Origin of the sequence: Paraburkholderia diazotrophica, assembly GCF_900108945.1 — a bacterium.
GTDB lineage: Bacteria > Pseudomonadota > Gammaproteobacteria > Burkholderiales > Burkholderiaceae > Paraburkholderia > Paraburkholderia diazotrophica.
The window spans coordinates 1-15,263 of the sequence record NZ_FNYE01000010.1 but is presented as its reverse complement, the minus strand read 5'-3'; the positions used below and the strand labels follow the sequence as shown (position 1 = coordinate 15,263).

General features: G+C 59.4%; 12 protein-coding genes and 2 pseudogenes. 9 read left to right on the top strand and 5 right to left on the bottom strand.

All coding sequences use genetic code 11. The features are described from left to right. Positions 1-154 precede the first annotated feature (154 nt). The 3 genes from BMW76_RS14790 (at position 155) to BMW76_RS41120 (ending at position 2,466) form a co-directional block, all read left to right on the top strand. Entirely contained in the window at positions 155-1,405 is a 1,251-nt protein-coding gene (locus BMW76_RS14790) for a PAS domain-containing protein (RefSeq protein ID WP_245763233.1), read from the top strand. 143 nt (positions 1,406-1,548) lie between these two features. Further along, a complete protein-coding gene (locus tag BMW76_RS41125; RefSeq protein WP_177200390.1) occupies positions 1,549-1,884 on the top strand; it encodes a hypothetical protein in 336 nt (111 codons plus the stop codon). Next, positions 1,885-2,466: a hypothetical protein gene (locus BMW76_RS41120; RefSeq protein WP_177200389.1), complete on the top strand. Its 582-nt coding sequence runs from the start codon at positions 1,885-1,887 to the stop codon at positions 2,464-2,466. It abuts the gene before it with no gap. Between the two features lie 175 nt (positions 2,467-2,641). Here BMW76_RS41120 and BMW76_RS14775 read toward each other — a convergent pair whose 3' ends face one another. Genes BMW76_RS14775 through BMW76_RS14765 form a run of 3 tightly spaced genes read right to left on the bottom strand, consistent with a single transcriptional unit; the run spans position 2,642 to position 5,627 of the window. Beyond that, positions 2,642-2,959: an AtuA-related protein gene (locus tag BMW76_RS14775; RefSeq protein WP_090866148.1), complete on the bottom strand. Its 318-nt coding sequence runs from the start codon at positions 2,957-2,959 to the stop codon at positions 2,642-2,644. Continuing rightward, entirely contained in the window at positions 2,946-4,304 is a 1,359-nt protein-coding gene (locus BMW76_RS14770; protein ID WP_090866146.1) for an acyclic terpene utilization AtuA family protein, read from the bottom strand. The genes BMW76_RS14775 and BMW76_RS14770 overlap by 14 nt, the downstream gene beginning before the upstream one ends. Before the next feature lie 18 nt (positions 4,305-4,322). After that, positions 4,323-5,627, bottom strand: a complete 1,305-nt coding sequence (locus BMW76_RS14765; RefSeq protein ID WP_090866144.1) for a CitMHS family transporter — start codon at positions 5,625-5,627, stop codon at positions 4,323-4,325. Positions 5,628-5,727: 100 nt separating this feature from the next. Here BMW76_RS14765 and BMW76_RS14760 point away from each other — a divergent pair, with 100 nt between their 5' ends. Further along, on the top strand, positions 5,728-6,612 hold the full coding sequence (locus tag BMW76_RS14760) for a LysR family transcriptional regulator (protein WP_090866142.1): 885 nt from the start codon (positions 5,728-5,730) through the stop codon (positions 6,610-6,612). A 310-nt stretch (positions 6,613-6,922) separates the two neighbouring features. Here the strand turns inward: BMW76_RS14760 and BMW76_RS14755 are convergent. Further along, a pseudogene (locus BMW76_RS14755) lies at positions 6,923-7,126 on the bottom strand (transposase); the annotation flags it as partial. Positions 7,127-7,607: 481 nt separating this feature from the next. On the opposite strand from BMW76_RS14755, the gene BMW76_RS14750 reads away from it, so the two are divergent. From BMW76_RS14750 to BMW76_RS14740, 4 genes are all read left to right on the top strand, one after another. Then, positions 7,608-9,107, top strand: a complete 1,500-nt coding sequence (locus BMW76_RS14750; RefSeq protein ID WP_090866507.1) for an aldehyde dehydrogenase — start codon at positions 7,608-7,610, stop codon at positions 9,105-9,107. 551 nt (positions 9,108-9,658) lie between these two features. Next, positions 9,659-9,844, top strand: coding sequence for a hypothetical protein (locus BMW76_RS40340; RefSeq protein ID WP_143062261.1), 186 nt, complete (start codon positions 9,659-9,661; stop codon positions 9,842-9,844). A 666-nt stretch (positions 9,845-10,510) separates the two neighbouring features. Then, entirely contained in the window at positions 10,511-11,830 is a 1,320-nt protein-coding gene (locus tag BMW76_RS14745) for an NAD(P)/FAD-dependent oxidoreductase (protein ID WP_090866140.1), read from the top strand. A 719-nt stretch (positions 11,831-12,549) separates the two neighbouring features. Beyond that, complete coding sequence (locus tag BMW76_RS14740; RefSeq protein WP_090866138.1) at positions 12,550-12,873, top strand: hypothetical protein; 324 nt, start codon at positions 12,550-12,552, stop codon at positions 12,871-12,873. A gap of 568 nt (positions 12,874-13,441) precedes the next feature. Here the strand turns inward: BMW76_RS14740 and BMW76_RS14735 are convergent. Continuing rightward, positions 13,442-14,437 carry a helix-turn-helix domain-containing protein gene (locus BMW76_RS14735; RefSeq protein WP_090866137.1) on the bottom strand — a complete coding sequence of 332 codons (996 nt, stop codon included), beginning with the start codon at positions 14,435-14,437 and terminating at the stop codon, positions 13,442-13,444. Between the two features lie 641 nt (positions 14,438-15,078). Between BMW76_RS14735 and glyA the strand changes: the two are divergent. Further along, a pseudogene (gene glyA, locus BMW76_RS14725) lies at positions 15,079-15,263 on the top strand (serine hydroxymethyltransferase); the annotation flags it as partial.

Sequence of the window (15,263 nt, the reverse complement as noted above, 5' to 3'; positions counted from 1 at the left end):
CCCGTCATATGACGCATTCTTGCCGAGCGCTGGTGCAGCGCGGGATGTTCGCCTATCTTTTGGAAGAACAGAATTCTTCGACGTTTGAGATGAGGCCCTGCGTATGAGTCTCAAATGGAAACTGATCTGGCCGGCTGCCGCCTGTGCGCTGCTGTTGCTTGTCTGGCTGGCTGCCGGTCCGGTACCGGGGTTGGCTGCGGGGCATGCGCGATCGGGTCTTCTGGTGGTCGTCGCCGTAGCGCTTGCGGTGCTGCTGGTTGTCACAGGCATGATGGCGGAGCTTCGCGTATGCCGGCCGCTTCGGGCCATTCTGCATACGTTTGGCGATATCGAAGCCGGCGATACGTCGGGTAAGGCCGCCGATGAAGTGCAGGCAGTGCAGTGCGCGGTCGAGCAACTTCGCAACAGGGTGGGCACGCTCAGCCAGACACTGCATGTCGCCGATGCGAAACGCTCGGCACTCCAGGCGGAACTCCAGTACAGCGAAGAGCGATATGTGCTCGCGATGCGCATCTCCGACGATGGTCCATGGGAATGGAATCTACAGACAAACGAGTTTGCTCTCTCTGCACGCTGGAAATGCATGCTGGGATATGGCGAAGATGAATTTCCGGATTCGATCGAGAATTGGCGCAGACATATTCATCCCCTTGACCTCGCTGGGGTCGAGGCCACGCTGCGGTGTTGCATCGACGAACGCGTAGGCCAGTTCGAGCACCAGTTCAGGCTTCTGCACAGGGACGGTCAGTATCGTTGGGTGAGTTCGCTCGGTACGGTGATTCGTCATGCGAGCGGGAAACCGTTGCGTATCGTCGCGCTCGATACCGACATCACGCGGGTGAAGCATATCGAGAGCGTGCTGCGGCATATCGTGGAAGGTACTGCCGGTATGGGAGGAGAGGCGTTCTTCCGTGCGCTGGTGCGTCACTTTGCTGCCGCGCTCGACGTGCCATGCGCCTTCATTACGGAGTGCATTGGCTGGCCGCCAAAAAATGTTCAGACGCTCGCGTACTGGCTTCGCGACGATTTCCGCGAAAACATTGAGTTCGAACTTGCAGGGACGCCGTGCGAAGCGGTGTACACCGATGGCCGGCCCGTTTTTCATGCATCGGGTGTCGGAAAGTTATTCCCGCGCGACAAGGCATACGAGAGCTACTACGGCATACCGATCTTCGGCACGCGAGGGGACGTGATCGGGCACATGGCCTTCTTCAACGACAAGGAAATGAAGGAGCAGGACGTCCTGACCGACGCGGTGTATCAAATCTTCACGACTCGTGCTGCTGCGGAAATCGAGCGCAAGGCCGTGCTCGAACGTCTGAAGCATTCCAGCCTCGCGGACATGCCCGACGCGTCCGGCGTCAATGGTCTGCCGCATCCCGCGTCCCATGTGACGAACATGTGATTTCCAGTTGATAGAGGCGTGAATATCGACAACCACAATCGCTCCTGAGGGTTCAGCCTGGAGAGGTCATGTTCGATGGGCCGTGAGTGAGGTCCAGAGGCTTGCGCTCCCGTGCTGCACTTTGGTGTGACGCGTCAGTCGCAATGGCGGCGCATTTCTTCTCCGGAGCAATCATGAAAACCGTTCGCAATGCATTCCTGTGTGCTGTTGTTCCTCTCGTTTGCGCACTGGGCGCGTCGCATGCACAGGCGCAAGGTATCGGCCGTAGCGGCAGCTATGGTCCGTGGTGGGATAGCCCCGTTACGATGTCGATGGACAAGCTGACGGCGCAGCAAAGAAGCGAAGTGGTGCAGATCAAAAACAGGATGATGCAGATGACCATGGAGCATGAGCAGGCGATGGCAAAAATGGAAAGCGAGTTCATGCAGACGATGATGGATCTCCAGAAGCAACTGCTCGACGTGTTCCGCGGACATTGAGTGCTTCAGGTTTCGAGAAGCGACGCCGCGCTGCGTAAAGCCGCCATTTCCCCCGGACGCGAACACGCGGATGGCCGCTTCAAGTATCTCCGGCACCCGGGTTTCGCGGCGTCCCCGTTGGCCGCCTTTTGTATCGGAGCCGGTAACGTGGTTCAGGGCGATCGTCAGATTTTTCATTGGCGCGTCGAATCTTCGGGAGGGGGCTGGCGAGCTATGCGCAGGTTGACCAGGACAGAAGGTACATGCGTGATGATGATGCGGCTGATGCCGCCGGAACCTGAACGCGTGAAGCGAGAGATCGAACGTTGGGTTATCGAAGATGGTGTTTCCCATCCAGGAATCGTAAGCATTGCGTTCGCGATTCCTGATATGGCTTCATCGTCACTCGACACCGAGGAGAGCCGCCAGAGCCGCAATCAGTCCACGGATGAATGGGTCATTCTTGTCGAGGCGATATCGGAGACGAGGTTGCTCGACTTCGTTCGAGCGGAGATGACGCAGCTTCGTTGTGAAAGTTGGGGGCTCTCAACTGGAAATCTGTCGAAAATATTTCGGCATCAGGTACGAGTGGGTCGCGAATGAGCAGGCTGAGCCGCGCGCTTCGGCTATGATTTTTTCATCATGATGATTTGCTGCAACGCACCTGTTGCGAGTGCCGAACCCCTAACTCAATCGCGGATTCGCGCTTACCCAAGGGGCCCGTTGAGCGACACAACAACCCCGACACAACGGCGGCCCCGTTTCGGCCGCGAGGATCTCAGGTTTCGGAAGGCTCGTCGATGTCGATATCGAGAAGCGCGGTACTGATCGACTTGCCGTGTGCGTCGAGCGCAAGCGAGCGCGTGACGCCTCCGCCTAGTGCATGCCCGAGCACGAAATTGAATGCGCCCAAAAGCGGCAGTTCATAACGGACGACATCGCCTGTCACGACATCGGCGAGGTGCGCCTTGACACGCTCGGGCGTCAGTGTGTCGCGCAGATGCGCATAATGCTTCGCGTCGAAGCAGATCACGGAAACGTTGAGCGTGTTGCCTTTGTCGCCGGTGCGGCCGTGTGCGAGTTCACGCAATTTCATCGCTTGCCTCCACGATTGCGAAGACGGGATTGACCTGTTCACGCGGCAGCAGCACGGATTGAACCGCAAGTACTTCGCGGACTGCTTTCGTCACACCGCCGCCGCCCGCCGGTCCGTTGGTGTAGAGCGTTTCGACCTCGTTGCCGATGCGCGCTGCCTCGCTGGCGTTCGATGTGCGGCCCGTGACGCGCACGCGAACTTCGTACGGATCGTCGTGGCTGGCGGCGAGGCGGTCCCCGTAAAGCGCATTCACGCCGATCAGATCGAAGCGCAACTCGCTCGTACTTACACCGGTGATCGCGAGCCGCTCACGCACGATATCGAGCGCAAGCCGCGCCCGCGCGACTGCGCCCGGTCCGCCGTAGGAAATCTGCCCTTCTCCGATATAGCCGTCGATATAAGCGACGGACACCTTGAGCGTCCCGGTGCGCGCCGTGCCGCGTCCGCCCGTCACGCGCACGCGGTCCTTCGCATCCTGCGCGACCCGCACCTGCGTGAAGTCTGCGACGACATCCGGCTGGTAGTAGCACGCGGGATCGTGAATCTCGTAGAGCAGTTGTTCCTTGCACGTCGCCTCGGTCACGCACCCACCGGCGTGCGGCACTTTGCCGATCACGACGTTGCCACGCGCATCGACTTCGCCAATAGGAAAGCCGAGCCGCGCGAGATCCGGCACGTCCTTGAAACCCGGGTCTGCGAAGTAGCCGCCCGTCAGCTGACCCGCGCACTCGAGCAGATGGCCGACCACGGTCGCCTGCCCGAGCGTGTGCCAGTCATCCATCTTCCAGCCGAATTCGTGAACGAGCGGTGCCGTGAACAACGACGGGTCCGCAACGCGCCCGGTCAGCACGACATCTGCACCCGCCGCGAGCGCAGCGACGATGGGCGCCGCGCCGACATACGCATTCGCGGACACGATCCGGTCGGCATACGTGCTCACGTCGTCGCCTGTTTCCTCGAAGCGCAGAGGCGATCGCAGCACGACATCGAGCACATCGTCGCCGGTCACGGCCGCGATCTTGAGACTGCACAAGCCGAGTTCGCGCGCGATCTGCGCCGTCTTCCGCGCGGCCGCGCCCGGATTGGCCGCGCCCATGTTCGAGATGATGCGCACGCGGTTCTTCGCAGCAACGGGCAACACGGCGCGCATCCGCACTTCGAGCAACGGGTCGAAGCCTTGCGACGGATCGCGGCGGCGCGCCTGCTGCGCAATGGCGATAGTGCGCTCGGCAAGGCATTCGAACACGAGGTAGTCGAGCGCGCCGTGCTCCGCGAGTTCGACGGCCGGTTCGATGCGGTCGCCCGAATAGCCCGCGCCCGCGCCTATCCTGATGTGGTCTTTCATGACGTCATCCAAACACGATTAAAGCGGAAACACGCCCAGCACGACGCAGGCGATCGTCATCACGATCGACGCGCCGAACAGGAGCGGGAACGCAAATTTCTGATGGTCCGCGAGATCGATCCCACACAAGCCGACGACGAGAAACGTCGCGGGCGTCAGGGGGCTCACGGGGAAGCCGGTGGTCATCTGGCCGAGCAGCGCGGCCTGTCCGACGTGCACGGCCGGCACGCCCAGTTGTGACGCCACTTCCGCGATCACCGGCAGCACGCCGAAATAGAACGAATCGGGATCGAAGAGCATCGAGAGCGGCATCGACAGGACGCCGAGCGCAACCGGAATGTGCGAGGCCATCGTGGGCGGCACGAAACCGACGGCTGCCTGCGCCATTGCCTTCAGCATGCCGCTGCCCTGCATGACGCCAGTGAAGACGCCTGCCGCGAGCAGGATGCCCGCCATCATCAGCGCGGCGCGCGCGTGCGCATCGATGCGCTTTCGCTGCATGTCGACATTCGGATAGTTGACCATCAGCGCGATGCACAGGCCGACCATGAACATGATCGCGGGCGGGATCTTCTCGCCCATCGCGACCATCGTGCCGAGCACGACGACGGTCAGAATGATGTTGAACCAGAAGTTCTGCGGGCGGCGCAGCGCCTCTTCTTCCGGCGTGAGCTTGCGCTCGGGCATTGGAATGGAGCCGTTCGCGCTCGAATAGCCGAGACGCTTCTCCTCGCGCCGGCCCAGCCACCACGCCATGCCGAACACGAACACGAGACCGATCGCCTGCACCGGAATCAGCGGATTGAAGAGCGATGAAATGGGTAGATGCAGCGACGCTGAGGCGCGGATCATCGGCCCCGTCCACGGCAGAAAGTTGATGCCCGCCGCCATCGACACGGCCGCAGCGAGCACGCGTTTGTCCATCTTCAGACGTTCGTAGAGCGGCAGCATCGCGGGGATCGTGACGAGAAAGCAGACCGCGCCGGAGCCGTCGAGATGAATGAGCAGCGCGAGCAGCGTCGTGCCCATCACGATGCGCGTGGGCTTCGTGCCGACCGCACGCAGGATGCGGTCGATGATCGGGTCGAGCGTGCCTGCGTCGGTGATGGTGCCGAAGTAGAGAATCGCGAACACGAACATGCCCACGACGGGCGCCAGACTCTTCAGTCCGTCGATGACGAACTTGCTTGTCTGCAAGCCGAACCCGCCGATGACCGATGCCGCGATCGGAACGATGATGAGCGCGACGAGCGGTGACATGCGCTTTGAGAGTATCGCCCCGAGCAGGACGACGATGGTGGCGAGGCCGAGCAACGGCAGCATGAACGCGTCTCCGAATCTTGATTTGTAGTGAAGTCAAGAGTAAGTTCGAAGCGGTGATAACACAATTGAAATGATTTGATCGCAGCTATTACGACCCATAATGGATTTGAATCTTCGCGATATCCGTGCGCTGGTCGCCGTGGCCGAGGCGGGCAGCTTCACGCGCGCGGCGGAGCGCCTGCATCTGTCGCAGCCGGCGCTCACGGTGCAGATACGCCGGCTGGAAGAAGCGGTCGGCGCGCGCCTGTTCGACCGCAATAGCCGTAACGTCGCGTTGACGGCGACCGGCCGCGAATTGCTGCCGCTGCTGCGTAAGTCATTGCACGACATGGAAACCGTGTTGCGCGATGCCCGAGCGCTAGGTGAAGGGGAGAGCGGTATTGTCCGCGTCGCGTGCTTGCCGACGTTCGCGGCGAGCGTGCTGCCCGAGTTGATCATCGACATGAAGCGCGAGGTGCCGCGCGTCGTCTTCCAGATCCGCGATGTCGTCGCGAGCACGGTCAATGCCCTCGTGCGCAATGAGGAAGTGGACATCGGTCTAACCGGCGGCGAGGTGCTCGATCCGATGCTCGAGGTCCTGCGGACGGGCGTTGACCGGCTCGTCGCCGTGTGTCCGCAGGCGCATCCGCTTGCGAGAAAGCGGCGAATCGGCCTGAACGATCTGGCGCAGGCGCCACTCGTGCTGACCGCGCCGGGAACGAGCGTGAGAGCGGTCGTCGATGCGGCGCTGAGTGAATCGCGCGAGCCGTTGGATATCGCGTGCGAACCGACGTACATGATGACGGCCGTCGCGATGGTGCGTGCCGGCCTGGGCGTGACCATCCTGCCCGAGACCGCGCGCGAGGTGCGAGCCGAAGCAGGGCTCGTCGTGAAGAGGATCGACCATCCGGCATTCGTGCGGTCGATCGCGATCGTCAAGAAAAGAGGCAGGACGTTGCCGGCGATAACGGAGAAGTTCGTGAAACTGATGCGCCGAGGCTGGTGACGTAAGGAAACAGTCGCGTTTCAGTCGTTCAGTCCCGACTTGCAGTCACTCTGATTGGACCGCCGATCGCCTGACCATGTACATGAGTTGGCAGTGTCTCATTCTCTCGATGCCTTCGGCGCAGCATCGCCCAAGGCAAGCAAGCCGTCGAAGTGTCGAGTGAACGGTCCGCCCACTGGAATCTGACGGATGAGCCGGAAATGTTAAACGTCGCCGACGGGGCGCATGCCGCCGATCGTCGAAGGAGCGCGTGCGGACGGCGCGCGATCCCGCCTACGATTGCGCGCCTAACCATACGGCCATCAGCTGACCGAATGTTTTTGTCGCCGCGGCGACTGGTCCCGAGGAGGTTATTTCGTCCGCCTGTACTGTGCTGCCGTGGTACGAGCCCGATCGCGGCTGCGAAATCGCGCCCACAGCGATACTGTTTTCCATCGCCCATTTCTGACGCCAATACACTGGCCATGATTACGCCAATGCCGGGAATGGTCATCAGTCGCTGGCCCACCTCATCGTTGGAGACTTCGCGCGTGATTTCCTTTTCGATTTGGCCAATCGGCTCACCACCTTGCGAAAGACCACATCGGGAAGACGTGCCTGAGTCGCCGGGCATTGCAGAAAGCTGCCGGGTTTGAATGCGTCCATAACTAAAAGTACCGGCTTCCTCCAAGAATATGTCGTTGGCGAGCGCATTGGCAGTTCGATATCGTCTCAGGCATGACGCCTTCCCCTGTCCGACCGGATCCCGCGCTCGGATGCGGACCACACTCGGCCGGTTCCTGCGCAAGTCACATCACGTATCACGGTGCCCGACTCGCAAGCGACTTTGTGGAAGCAGCCGGAGAAATCGTACGCGAGAGCGTGCTCATCCCGCGCGATGAGACGCGGCTTTCTGCGCCGCAGCCGAAAGTGCGAACGTGTCGATTTCTTTCTGACTTCGAGAGCGGCCATGCGCGTTCGGTCGGTTTCGAAAACCTATATCAATGGAGACCGATATGACTGATTTTCTGTCCGCGAGCGAGTACCACAGAATCGCGCATGATCTGAGATTGCCGACCTCTGCCATCATCGATGGCAAGCCCTGCAAAGCGTTGTCCGGCGAGACGTTTACGACCACCAATCCGGCGACGGGCGACCGCCTCGCAGACGTGCCGGCCTGTTCGAAAGCAGATGTCGACGTGGCCGTCGCAAGCGCGCGTACTGCGTTCAATGACGGCCGCTGGTCGAAGCTGCATCCCGCTGAACGCAAGCAGGCCATCCTCCGTCTGGCGGCGCTGATCGAGAAGAACGCGCTCGAACTGTCGGTGATGGAAAGTCTCGATGCCGGTAAGACCATCTTCGATTGTCAGACCGTCGACGTTCCCGAGACCGTCAATGTGCTCCGCTGGCACGCCGAGGCAATCGACAAGATCTACGATCAGGTCTCTCCCGCGTCGGACAATCACATCTCGATGATCGTGCGTGAACCCGTCGGTGTGGTCGGTCTGGTCCTGCCGTGGAATTTTCCGCTGCTGATGCTGGCATGGAAAATTGGCCCGTCTCTCGCTGCGGGTTGCTCGCTCGTCGTGAAGCCGGCCGTCGAAACCTCTCTCACCACGATGCGAGTTGCCGAACTCGCGCTCGAGGCCGGCATTCCCGCTGGCGTGTTCAATGTCGTGACCGGCAGCGGCCGTTCGGTGGGGGAGTCGATCGGCCGGCATCCCGACATCGACATGGTGTCGTTCACCGGTTCGACTGCCACAGGACGGCGCTTCCTTGCCTACTCGTCGGAAAGCAATCTCAAGGGAGTCGTGCTCGAGATGGGCGGGAAGAACCCTTGCATCGTGATGCCCGACGCGACGGACCTCGACGCCGTAGCGGCGCACATCGTCAATGGCGCGCTCTGGAATATGGGCGAGAACTGCTCGGCGATCGCGAGGCTGATCGTACATCGCGACATCAAGGCGGCGCTGCTCGAGCGGATCGTGAAACTGGCCGCCGAATGGCGCGTGGGCGACCCGCTCGATCCCGCCAACCGGGTCGGACCGCTGGTTTCAACGCAGCATTTCGAGAAGGTTCAGTCCTATCTGTCGGGCGACATCAACGTGCTTTTGGGCGGTCAGACGAGCGCAGGGCGCTATGTCCACCCGACCATCATCGACGTTGAAAACAACGACGCAAAGCATGCGCGCGAGGAAATCTTCGGGCCGATCCTGGCGGTGATCACGGTGAACAGTCTCAAGGAAGCAATCGACGTCGCGAACGACACCGAATACGGCCTCTGTGCTTCCGTTTTCATTGGCAATGGCAAGCGGGCATTGCGCGCTGCGCGTGCGATTCGAGCAGGCACCGTGACGGTGAACTCCTTCGGCGAGGGCGACATTACGACTCCATTCGGCGGCTATAAGCAGTCGGGCTTTGGCGGGCGTGATAACTCGTTGCATGCACACGACCAGTACACACAGTTGAAAACCCTCTGGCTCGATCTGAACGACGACGAAACGGACGAAGTGTAAGTGCATGAGAGAGGCTCGTTTTGTGCGCATCACGCGGCATCCTGCCGATACGTCGCTAACGTGCTAGCCGACAGATGCGTGTCTGACTTCAAATAGCGACACGGAAAGAAGAGTCCCATCCGATCATGGATACGCGATGCAGTCAAAAAGGGTGCATCGCGATTCGCCGGTGACGACCGTCGTATCGGTCCTGAGCTATCTCCACAGTGCATAAACATATGTACATCGAAGTTAAGGAAATGGCGTCAAACTTTTCATGAAACGCAGCTTAGAGAAAGACAAGAAACATTGCTTCGGGAAGATCAAATGAAATAGAGCCATCACCTCGCACGAAAGGACCGTGCAGGGAAAGCGCCTCACCTGGAGACCATTCGGCGCTGCAGCACGAGCGCACAAGCCGAGCATCCATCGGATGCCAGCTGAATGAAAAATTGGAGCGCTTGAGCAGCGTAATTCGGCATGTCCGACAACGTTCGGTCTTTCAGAAACAGCATTAAGGCACGAAGGCATCGGCGACCCAGTTGAACAACGTTGACTAAAGGGAGAGGGGATTGCAACACGAACATGGTATTGATACGAAAGTCCAGGCATCGTCGGGTCATAATCGGGGAACTGAACAGAGCCTCAAAGCTCGCGAAGCCGCTCGCAACTGGTCCTGGGCGGAAGCTGGCGAGCACTACGACTGGATGGACGACCACTTGCCGTTCGAAAATGACACCAGCTTGAACGGATTTTGAGCGCCGTACGGATGACGACGACGGCCGCGACGTCGTCATCTCCTTCATAACGAGAAGTAACGCTACGCCCCAAGAAGATATCGTTGGCGGCGTAGATGTCATTTCGATACTGTTGCACCTGAGATACTTCTCGAAACAGCCACACTGTTCTTCTCGGGAGTTCACGCGAGAAAACAGCTTTCAGAGAGCCGATTCAGGAGACAAGGTTTCCCGTTGGAAATGCCTTAAAAAGAGTAGAAGAGCACGAAATGTTATCTGGGCCGAAGTTCGCGATTGAACGCTACTCGATCGGGCAGGTGTGGCGGGCCACCTTCGCAACATGTTTCCATGTAATCCCGAGACACGCGATCCATTCAAGCGGCGATGTTTCGCCGCGCGCCACGTAGTTTTGCAGCCCGCATGTTCTGGACGTTTGCTAATTTGCTGCAAAGACGCGCTGCTGATTCTCCTTACCTGCGTGCGTGAATGGAATGAGCGCATTCCGGATGATGAGATTGCGGAATGCTCACGGGATTTTAAAAGAGGCTTTTGATTTTTGGAGATCCAGTTCGGTGTAGAGGTCGCTCGTCGGCAAGTCGGCTCGAGCGACTGATGGCGTGCATAAGTCGCTCTCGCGCCGGTCTGAATCGACGTTGTGCGCACTGGAATCAAACCTTGGAATCGAGAATGCAAAAGGTCACTTCAACGCCAGCGGATGATTCCGCGTGTGGCTGGTATCACCTTAGCGGCCCCCGCGAACCCAGGCCGTCGCACTCAGGGAAAAAGAACACGCGCTGGACGGTTGTCGGTGCCGGATACACCGGTCTCGCCGCCGCCCGACAGCTCGCGTTGAATTTTCCTGATCAGGAGATCGTCCTTGTCGAAGCGCAAGAAGTCGGTTTTGGTACTGCCGGGCGAAATGCAGGCTTCGCAATTGATCTCCCGCACGACATCGGTGCCGACGACTATATCGGCGACATCGAGACGGCGAAAGCGACGCTCCAGCTGAATCTTTTGGGCCAGTCGATTCTTCGCAATATCGTTGAAGAGCACAGTATCGACTGTGCGATGCGCGCGTCCGGCAAGTACCAGGCCGCAGTGGAAAGCCGCGGGCTCGCCGTGCTCGATGCCTATCGCCGCGGTCTCGATAAGCTCGGTCAGCAATACGAGGTGATCGAAGGAGGCGACCTGCCTGAGCACATCGGGACGCGCTTCTACAAGCGCGCCCTTTACACGCCGGGAACGATCCTCGTGCAGCCATCCGCGCTTGTCAAAGGTCTTGCTGACAGTCTGCCGGGCAACGTGACGCTGTACGAGCGCACGCCGATCACTGAGGTCGAGTATGGCAAGAAGGTCGTGCTGGGCCATGCGCAAGGACAGATCATCACCGACAAACTCATCCTGGCCAACAACGCGTTCGGCATGAGGTTTGGTTTCCTCAGACGTTCCATGTTGCCCGTTTTCTTGTACGCGAGCCTGAGCAGACCTTTGTCCACGCACGAGCAAAAGGCGTTAGGCGGCAAGGAATTCTGGGGTGTTATTCCGGCGGACCCGTTCGGAAGCACGGTTCGGCGTACGCATGACAATCGAATCCTGATTCGTAACAGCTTCAGCTTCAATCCCGATGGACGCCCAAAACCACAAGTTCTGGCGCGGATGGCGAAGAGGCATAGGCTGTCCTTTCAGCGAAGGTTCCCGATGCTGCCCGATGTCGGCTTCGATTACACGTGGAGCGGATCGTTAGCGCTCTCGCAGAACCACGAGGGGTTCTTTGGTCAGCTGGGACCGAACGTCTACGGAGCGCTATGCTGTAACGGTCTAGGCATCACTCGCGGGACGGTGACTGGAACGCTGCTGGCTAATTGGATCGCTGGGAAGAGTAACGGGCTCGTCGAGCATCTGTTGAGATCTCCCGGACCCAAGGCAGCTCCGCCCGAACCGTTCCTCTCATTGGGCGTGAACGCAACTTTATGGTGGGGGCAGAAAATGGCCGGTCTTGAGAGTTAAGCGCAGTTCCAGCATCGACGAACGGGCCGCAACGAGGAACGCGCAGAAACAAAATCCGGAGTCTTCAGGAGACGGGCTCACTCATTCATCGGTAGCAAAGCAAATCATTAACTGTCCCGAAGCGCAGCACGTCGTCGGGGATGCGCTGCGCCCGTGTACTTATCCTTATTTAGACGGACTCGACCGCGTCTCCACGTACGGTACGGGCACGCCGCAAATTGGCGGATAAACGGTCGCTGTGCCACAAAGTTCTCAAGCGGGCAGCCGATTCCTCCCGGCTCGTTTCCTTGCGCGGGGCTTTTCAGGGCCGTCTCGCTGCTCTCACGAATGCGCTTGCCTGGCATGCCCGACATCACGAATGCATTCCATCCGCACGTCGCAATTCTTCTAGTCGAAACATCCCAACTGCGATTGAATGGTGACTCCGACCCGTCCTCAACGTTCAGCGGGTAGCGGAAAAGCTGAAGCGCTTCCTGAAGGCTTGGCCATTGGATGATAGTCAACTATGGATGCGCACGAAGCCGTGTCGGGGTCCTCGTTGCTTTTGGCGGGCCCACGTGGAGGAAAGAAGATAAAGCGACTGGAGCACGGCCTAACGATTCCCAAGCAGGTTGGTGCGTGCCGAAGTCCACCAGGAGCCAGAACCTGGAACGAGTGAGTCGTCGATTTTGGCCCACATGGTCGACAGAGGACGTCATACGGTTAAGGGAGCACACACAATGACGACGGTCGAGTTTATCTGCACCGCTAGTAGCAGAACAATCCGTGGAAGGCTCGAAGGAAATGCGGCTTGGTTCGAGTTCCATCAGGTTGCTCACCTGTACGGTGTGAAGCGCGAACAGGCTGCCAAACTGCTGCGGCAAGTTGGCGCGACCGGCGAGATTGACCTTGCGACCGACGTCCGGCAGGCCGACCATCGAGGGCATTTACTGAGCCACCGCGCCGTGGTGGCCGTCGGTTATCACATGAATTATGGTCGCGCCACAGCTTTCCGGCGATGGTGTGCGGAATTCGCGGCCTTACTCCACAAAAATGCTTCTTAACAAAATGATGCGGGGCCTGTTTCCTTTCGATGGACGCTGCTAACCTGCTTGTTGCTTCGACGGCGAAAAAGACGAGGCCGATTGGCCGGCACCATCTTGTGCATCGTCAGGTCGAACAGGGCCGCCTGATTTGACGGGTGCAGTACGCAATCGAATTCCACGATCGTCACCATTATCTGACCACGCATAAGAATGCGAGACCGTGCGCCGAGTGCCTACAATTCCACGAACGGATAGGCGAAGAAGAGGGCACGGTGATGCGTGAATGGCACGGTGCCGAAAACGAACGACGAAACAAAATCTGCTGATGTCGTGCGAAAAAGTGCGGGCAATCGGAGCGGCATGCTCGCTACCGCATGTGCTGGCAAACGTGGTCGTGACGATCGTCCTGGTAATCATCGTTGCTTGCAGCATCCTTCCCGCCGCCCCGGCTGTTGTGGTCCATCGCAACAGATTCTTCTCCCGCAGGCCGTCCTTTTCATGTGCGCCGCGACGAGAGCGAGCCCGCTTGTCAGTCCAAGAGTCCGGACGCTGCGAGGAGCCTTTCGATGTATCGCGGAACGGCCTGTTAATCGCGGCGCGAAAAACGCCTGGCCGTTGCGGACGGCAACTCGCCGAACATGACGCGATAGTCATGCGCGAAGCTGCTGAGGTGCCAGAAGCCCCATTTCGTCGCGGCCGACGTGACGGATTCACCGAGCCTCAACTCCCGACGCACGTGATTCAGGCGCACCGCCCGAAGGTATGCGATTGGATTCAGGCCAAGCGCTTCCTGGAAGGCATACTGCACTGTCCTTCTGCTAACGCCCAACTGCACGCATAGCTCGGCGATCGATAATGGACAACTCGCTGGATCCTGAAGCTTTTCCTGCACCGAATTCACGAGCGACCAGTATTTTGCCGGAGCGACATGGGTGGCCGCACCCGGCGCAACCGAAATGACTTCGGAAATGGCATAGAGGATGGTTCTTTCGAGAAGCTGGATGCGATCGTCAGTGTCTGCCTGTTCACCCGGCGATGACTGCGCCGCGGCGGCGAGCGTCTGCTTGAGAAGGTCGCGCAGATTGCCTGCGGCTTCGGCGGTCATCGGGATGAGCGGCCCCATCGGTCGGGAGACGAGCGACTTGCCCAGCGCACGCATGGAATCGGTCGACAGCTTCTCAGGTTCTATTTCGACGTTCACGAGAACATGCCGGTCCGGCGAAAAGAACTCAAACTCCGGGCCGCTGGAGAACACATGCAGGCTGTCACGTTCGCTTTTTTCTCCGCACATTCTGGCGTGGCCTTCCAGTTCTAGTGGCACGGCGACAGCCAACCTGTCGGGGGGCACGGAGCCCTGCTGCATGATGACTTTGTCCAGATGCTCGACAAGCAGCCTGATCCCGCCGAGCGAAACGATGGATGACGATCCGTGGAAAAGTCCGCCTGAGATCTGCGTGTATTGGAGGCTCCAGCCGGCGAATGCACGCGCCTGCTCGTCCACGTCGGTAAATGAGCAAAATGCGACCGTGCGCGCCAAAAGCCGGGCACTGGAAGAAGTCGTCGAAACAGGGGCCGTACTCATCAGAAAAAGCGGGTTGCCGCATCACATGGTGTTTCGTCCAAAGAGGATAACGTGCGGAGGCGGCAAATCAGATGCCCGTAAAAACCCTTACTTGCCGAAATCCGATAGTGAGGTGCTTTCCAGTGCAATAACTTCGGGTTCGACAGGGTGTATCCCATCGACCCGGAGAACGTGCATACGAGTACAAAGATTGGCGGCCGCCTCGCCGGCAACGTCGCTATCGACGACGGTGCGTGGGACGGTTGCGGTGCATGCCGCATGCGAGCTGTTTGTGGCGCAAGGCGCGAAGGTCGCCATTATCGACGGCAACGATGATGCCGTTAGACGCCCGCCACCAATCTGCGCGATAAAGGGCTGGAAGTTATCGGAACCGGCGCGGACGTACTGAAGCAGAGCGACCTGCAAAGCGCGGTCGGCGCGGCGCGCGAACGGTTCGGTAATGCCGACATCCCTTTAAACCACGCGGGCATGCTCATCATTAAGCCGTTCTTCGAAGTCGACGAATCGTAGCGGGACTGGTAGCCGCGCGCATTCCAGGTGCATGTCGCAATGCTTCTAGCCAGGACATGCAGAGTGCGATTGAATGAAGAGTCCGATAACTTCAAGCACCTCAATTCCCAACCCACATCAGCGAATCCATCATGTTCAATCGCGCTACCAGCACCGTTGAAAACATCGACCCCGAAATCTGGAAGGCAATCCAGGACGAGAACCGGCGCCAGGAAGAGCACATCGAGCTCATTGCTTCCGAGAATTACACGAGCCCGGCCGTGATGGCCGCGCAGGGCTCGCAGCTCACGAACAAGTACGCCGAAGGCTATCCTGG

What these genes read in the sequence shown, in the direction of transcription:
- BMW76_RS41125 (WP_177200390.1), top strand. Translation starts at nt 1,549, where the DNA reads ATGGCGGCGCATTTCTTCTCCGGAGCAATCATGAAAACCGTTCGCAAT.
- BMW76_RS14775 (WP_090866148.1), bottom strand. Translation starts at nt 2,959, where the DNA reads ATGAAATTGCGTGAACTCGCACACGGCCGCACCGGCGACAAAGGCAAC.
- BMW76_RS14770 (WP_090866146.1), bottom strand. Translation starts at nt 4,304, where the DNA reads ATGAAAGACCACATCAGGATAGGCGCGGGCGCGGGCTATTCGGGCGAC.
- BMW76_RS14765 (WP_090866144.1), bottom strand. Translation starts at nt 5,627, where the DNA reads ATGCTGCCGTTGCTCGGCCTCGCCACCATCGTCGTCCTGCTCGGGGCG.
- BMW76_RS14760 (WP_090866142.1), top strand. Translation starts at nt 5,728, where the DNA reads ATGGATTTGAATCTTCGCGATATCCGTGCGCTGGTCGCCGTGGCCGAG.
- BMW76_RS14750 (WP_090866507.1), top strand. Translation starts at nt 7,608, where the DNA reads ATGACTGATTTTCTGTCCGCGAGCGAGTACCACAGAATCGCGCATGAT.
- BMW76_RS14745 (WP_090866140.1), top strand. Translation starts at nt 10,511, where the DNA reads ATGCAAAAGGTCACTTCAACGCCAGCGGATGATTCCGCGTGTGGCTGG.
- BMW76_RS14740 (WP_090866138.1), top strand. Translation starts at nt 12,550, where the DNA reads ATGACGACGGTCGAGTTTATCTGCACCGCTAGTAGCAGAACAATCCGT.
- BMW76_RS14735 (WP_090866137.1), bottom strand. Translation starts at nt 14,437, where the DNA reads ATGAGTACGGCCCCTGTTTCGACGACTTCTTCCAGTGCCCGGCTTTTG.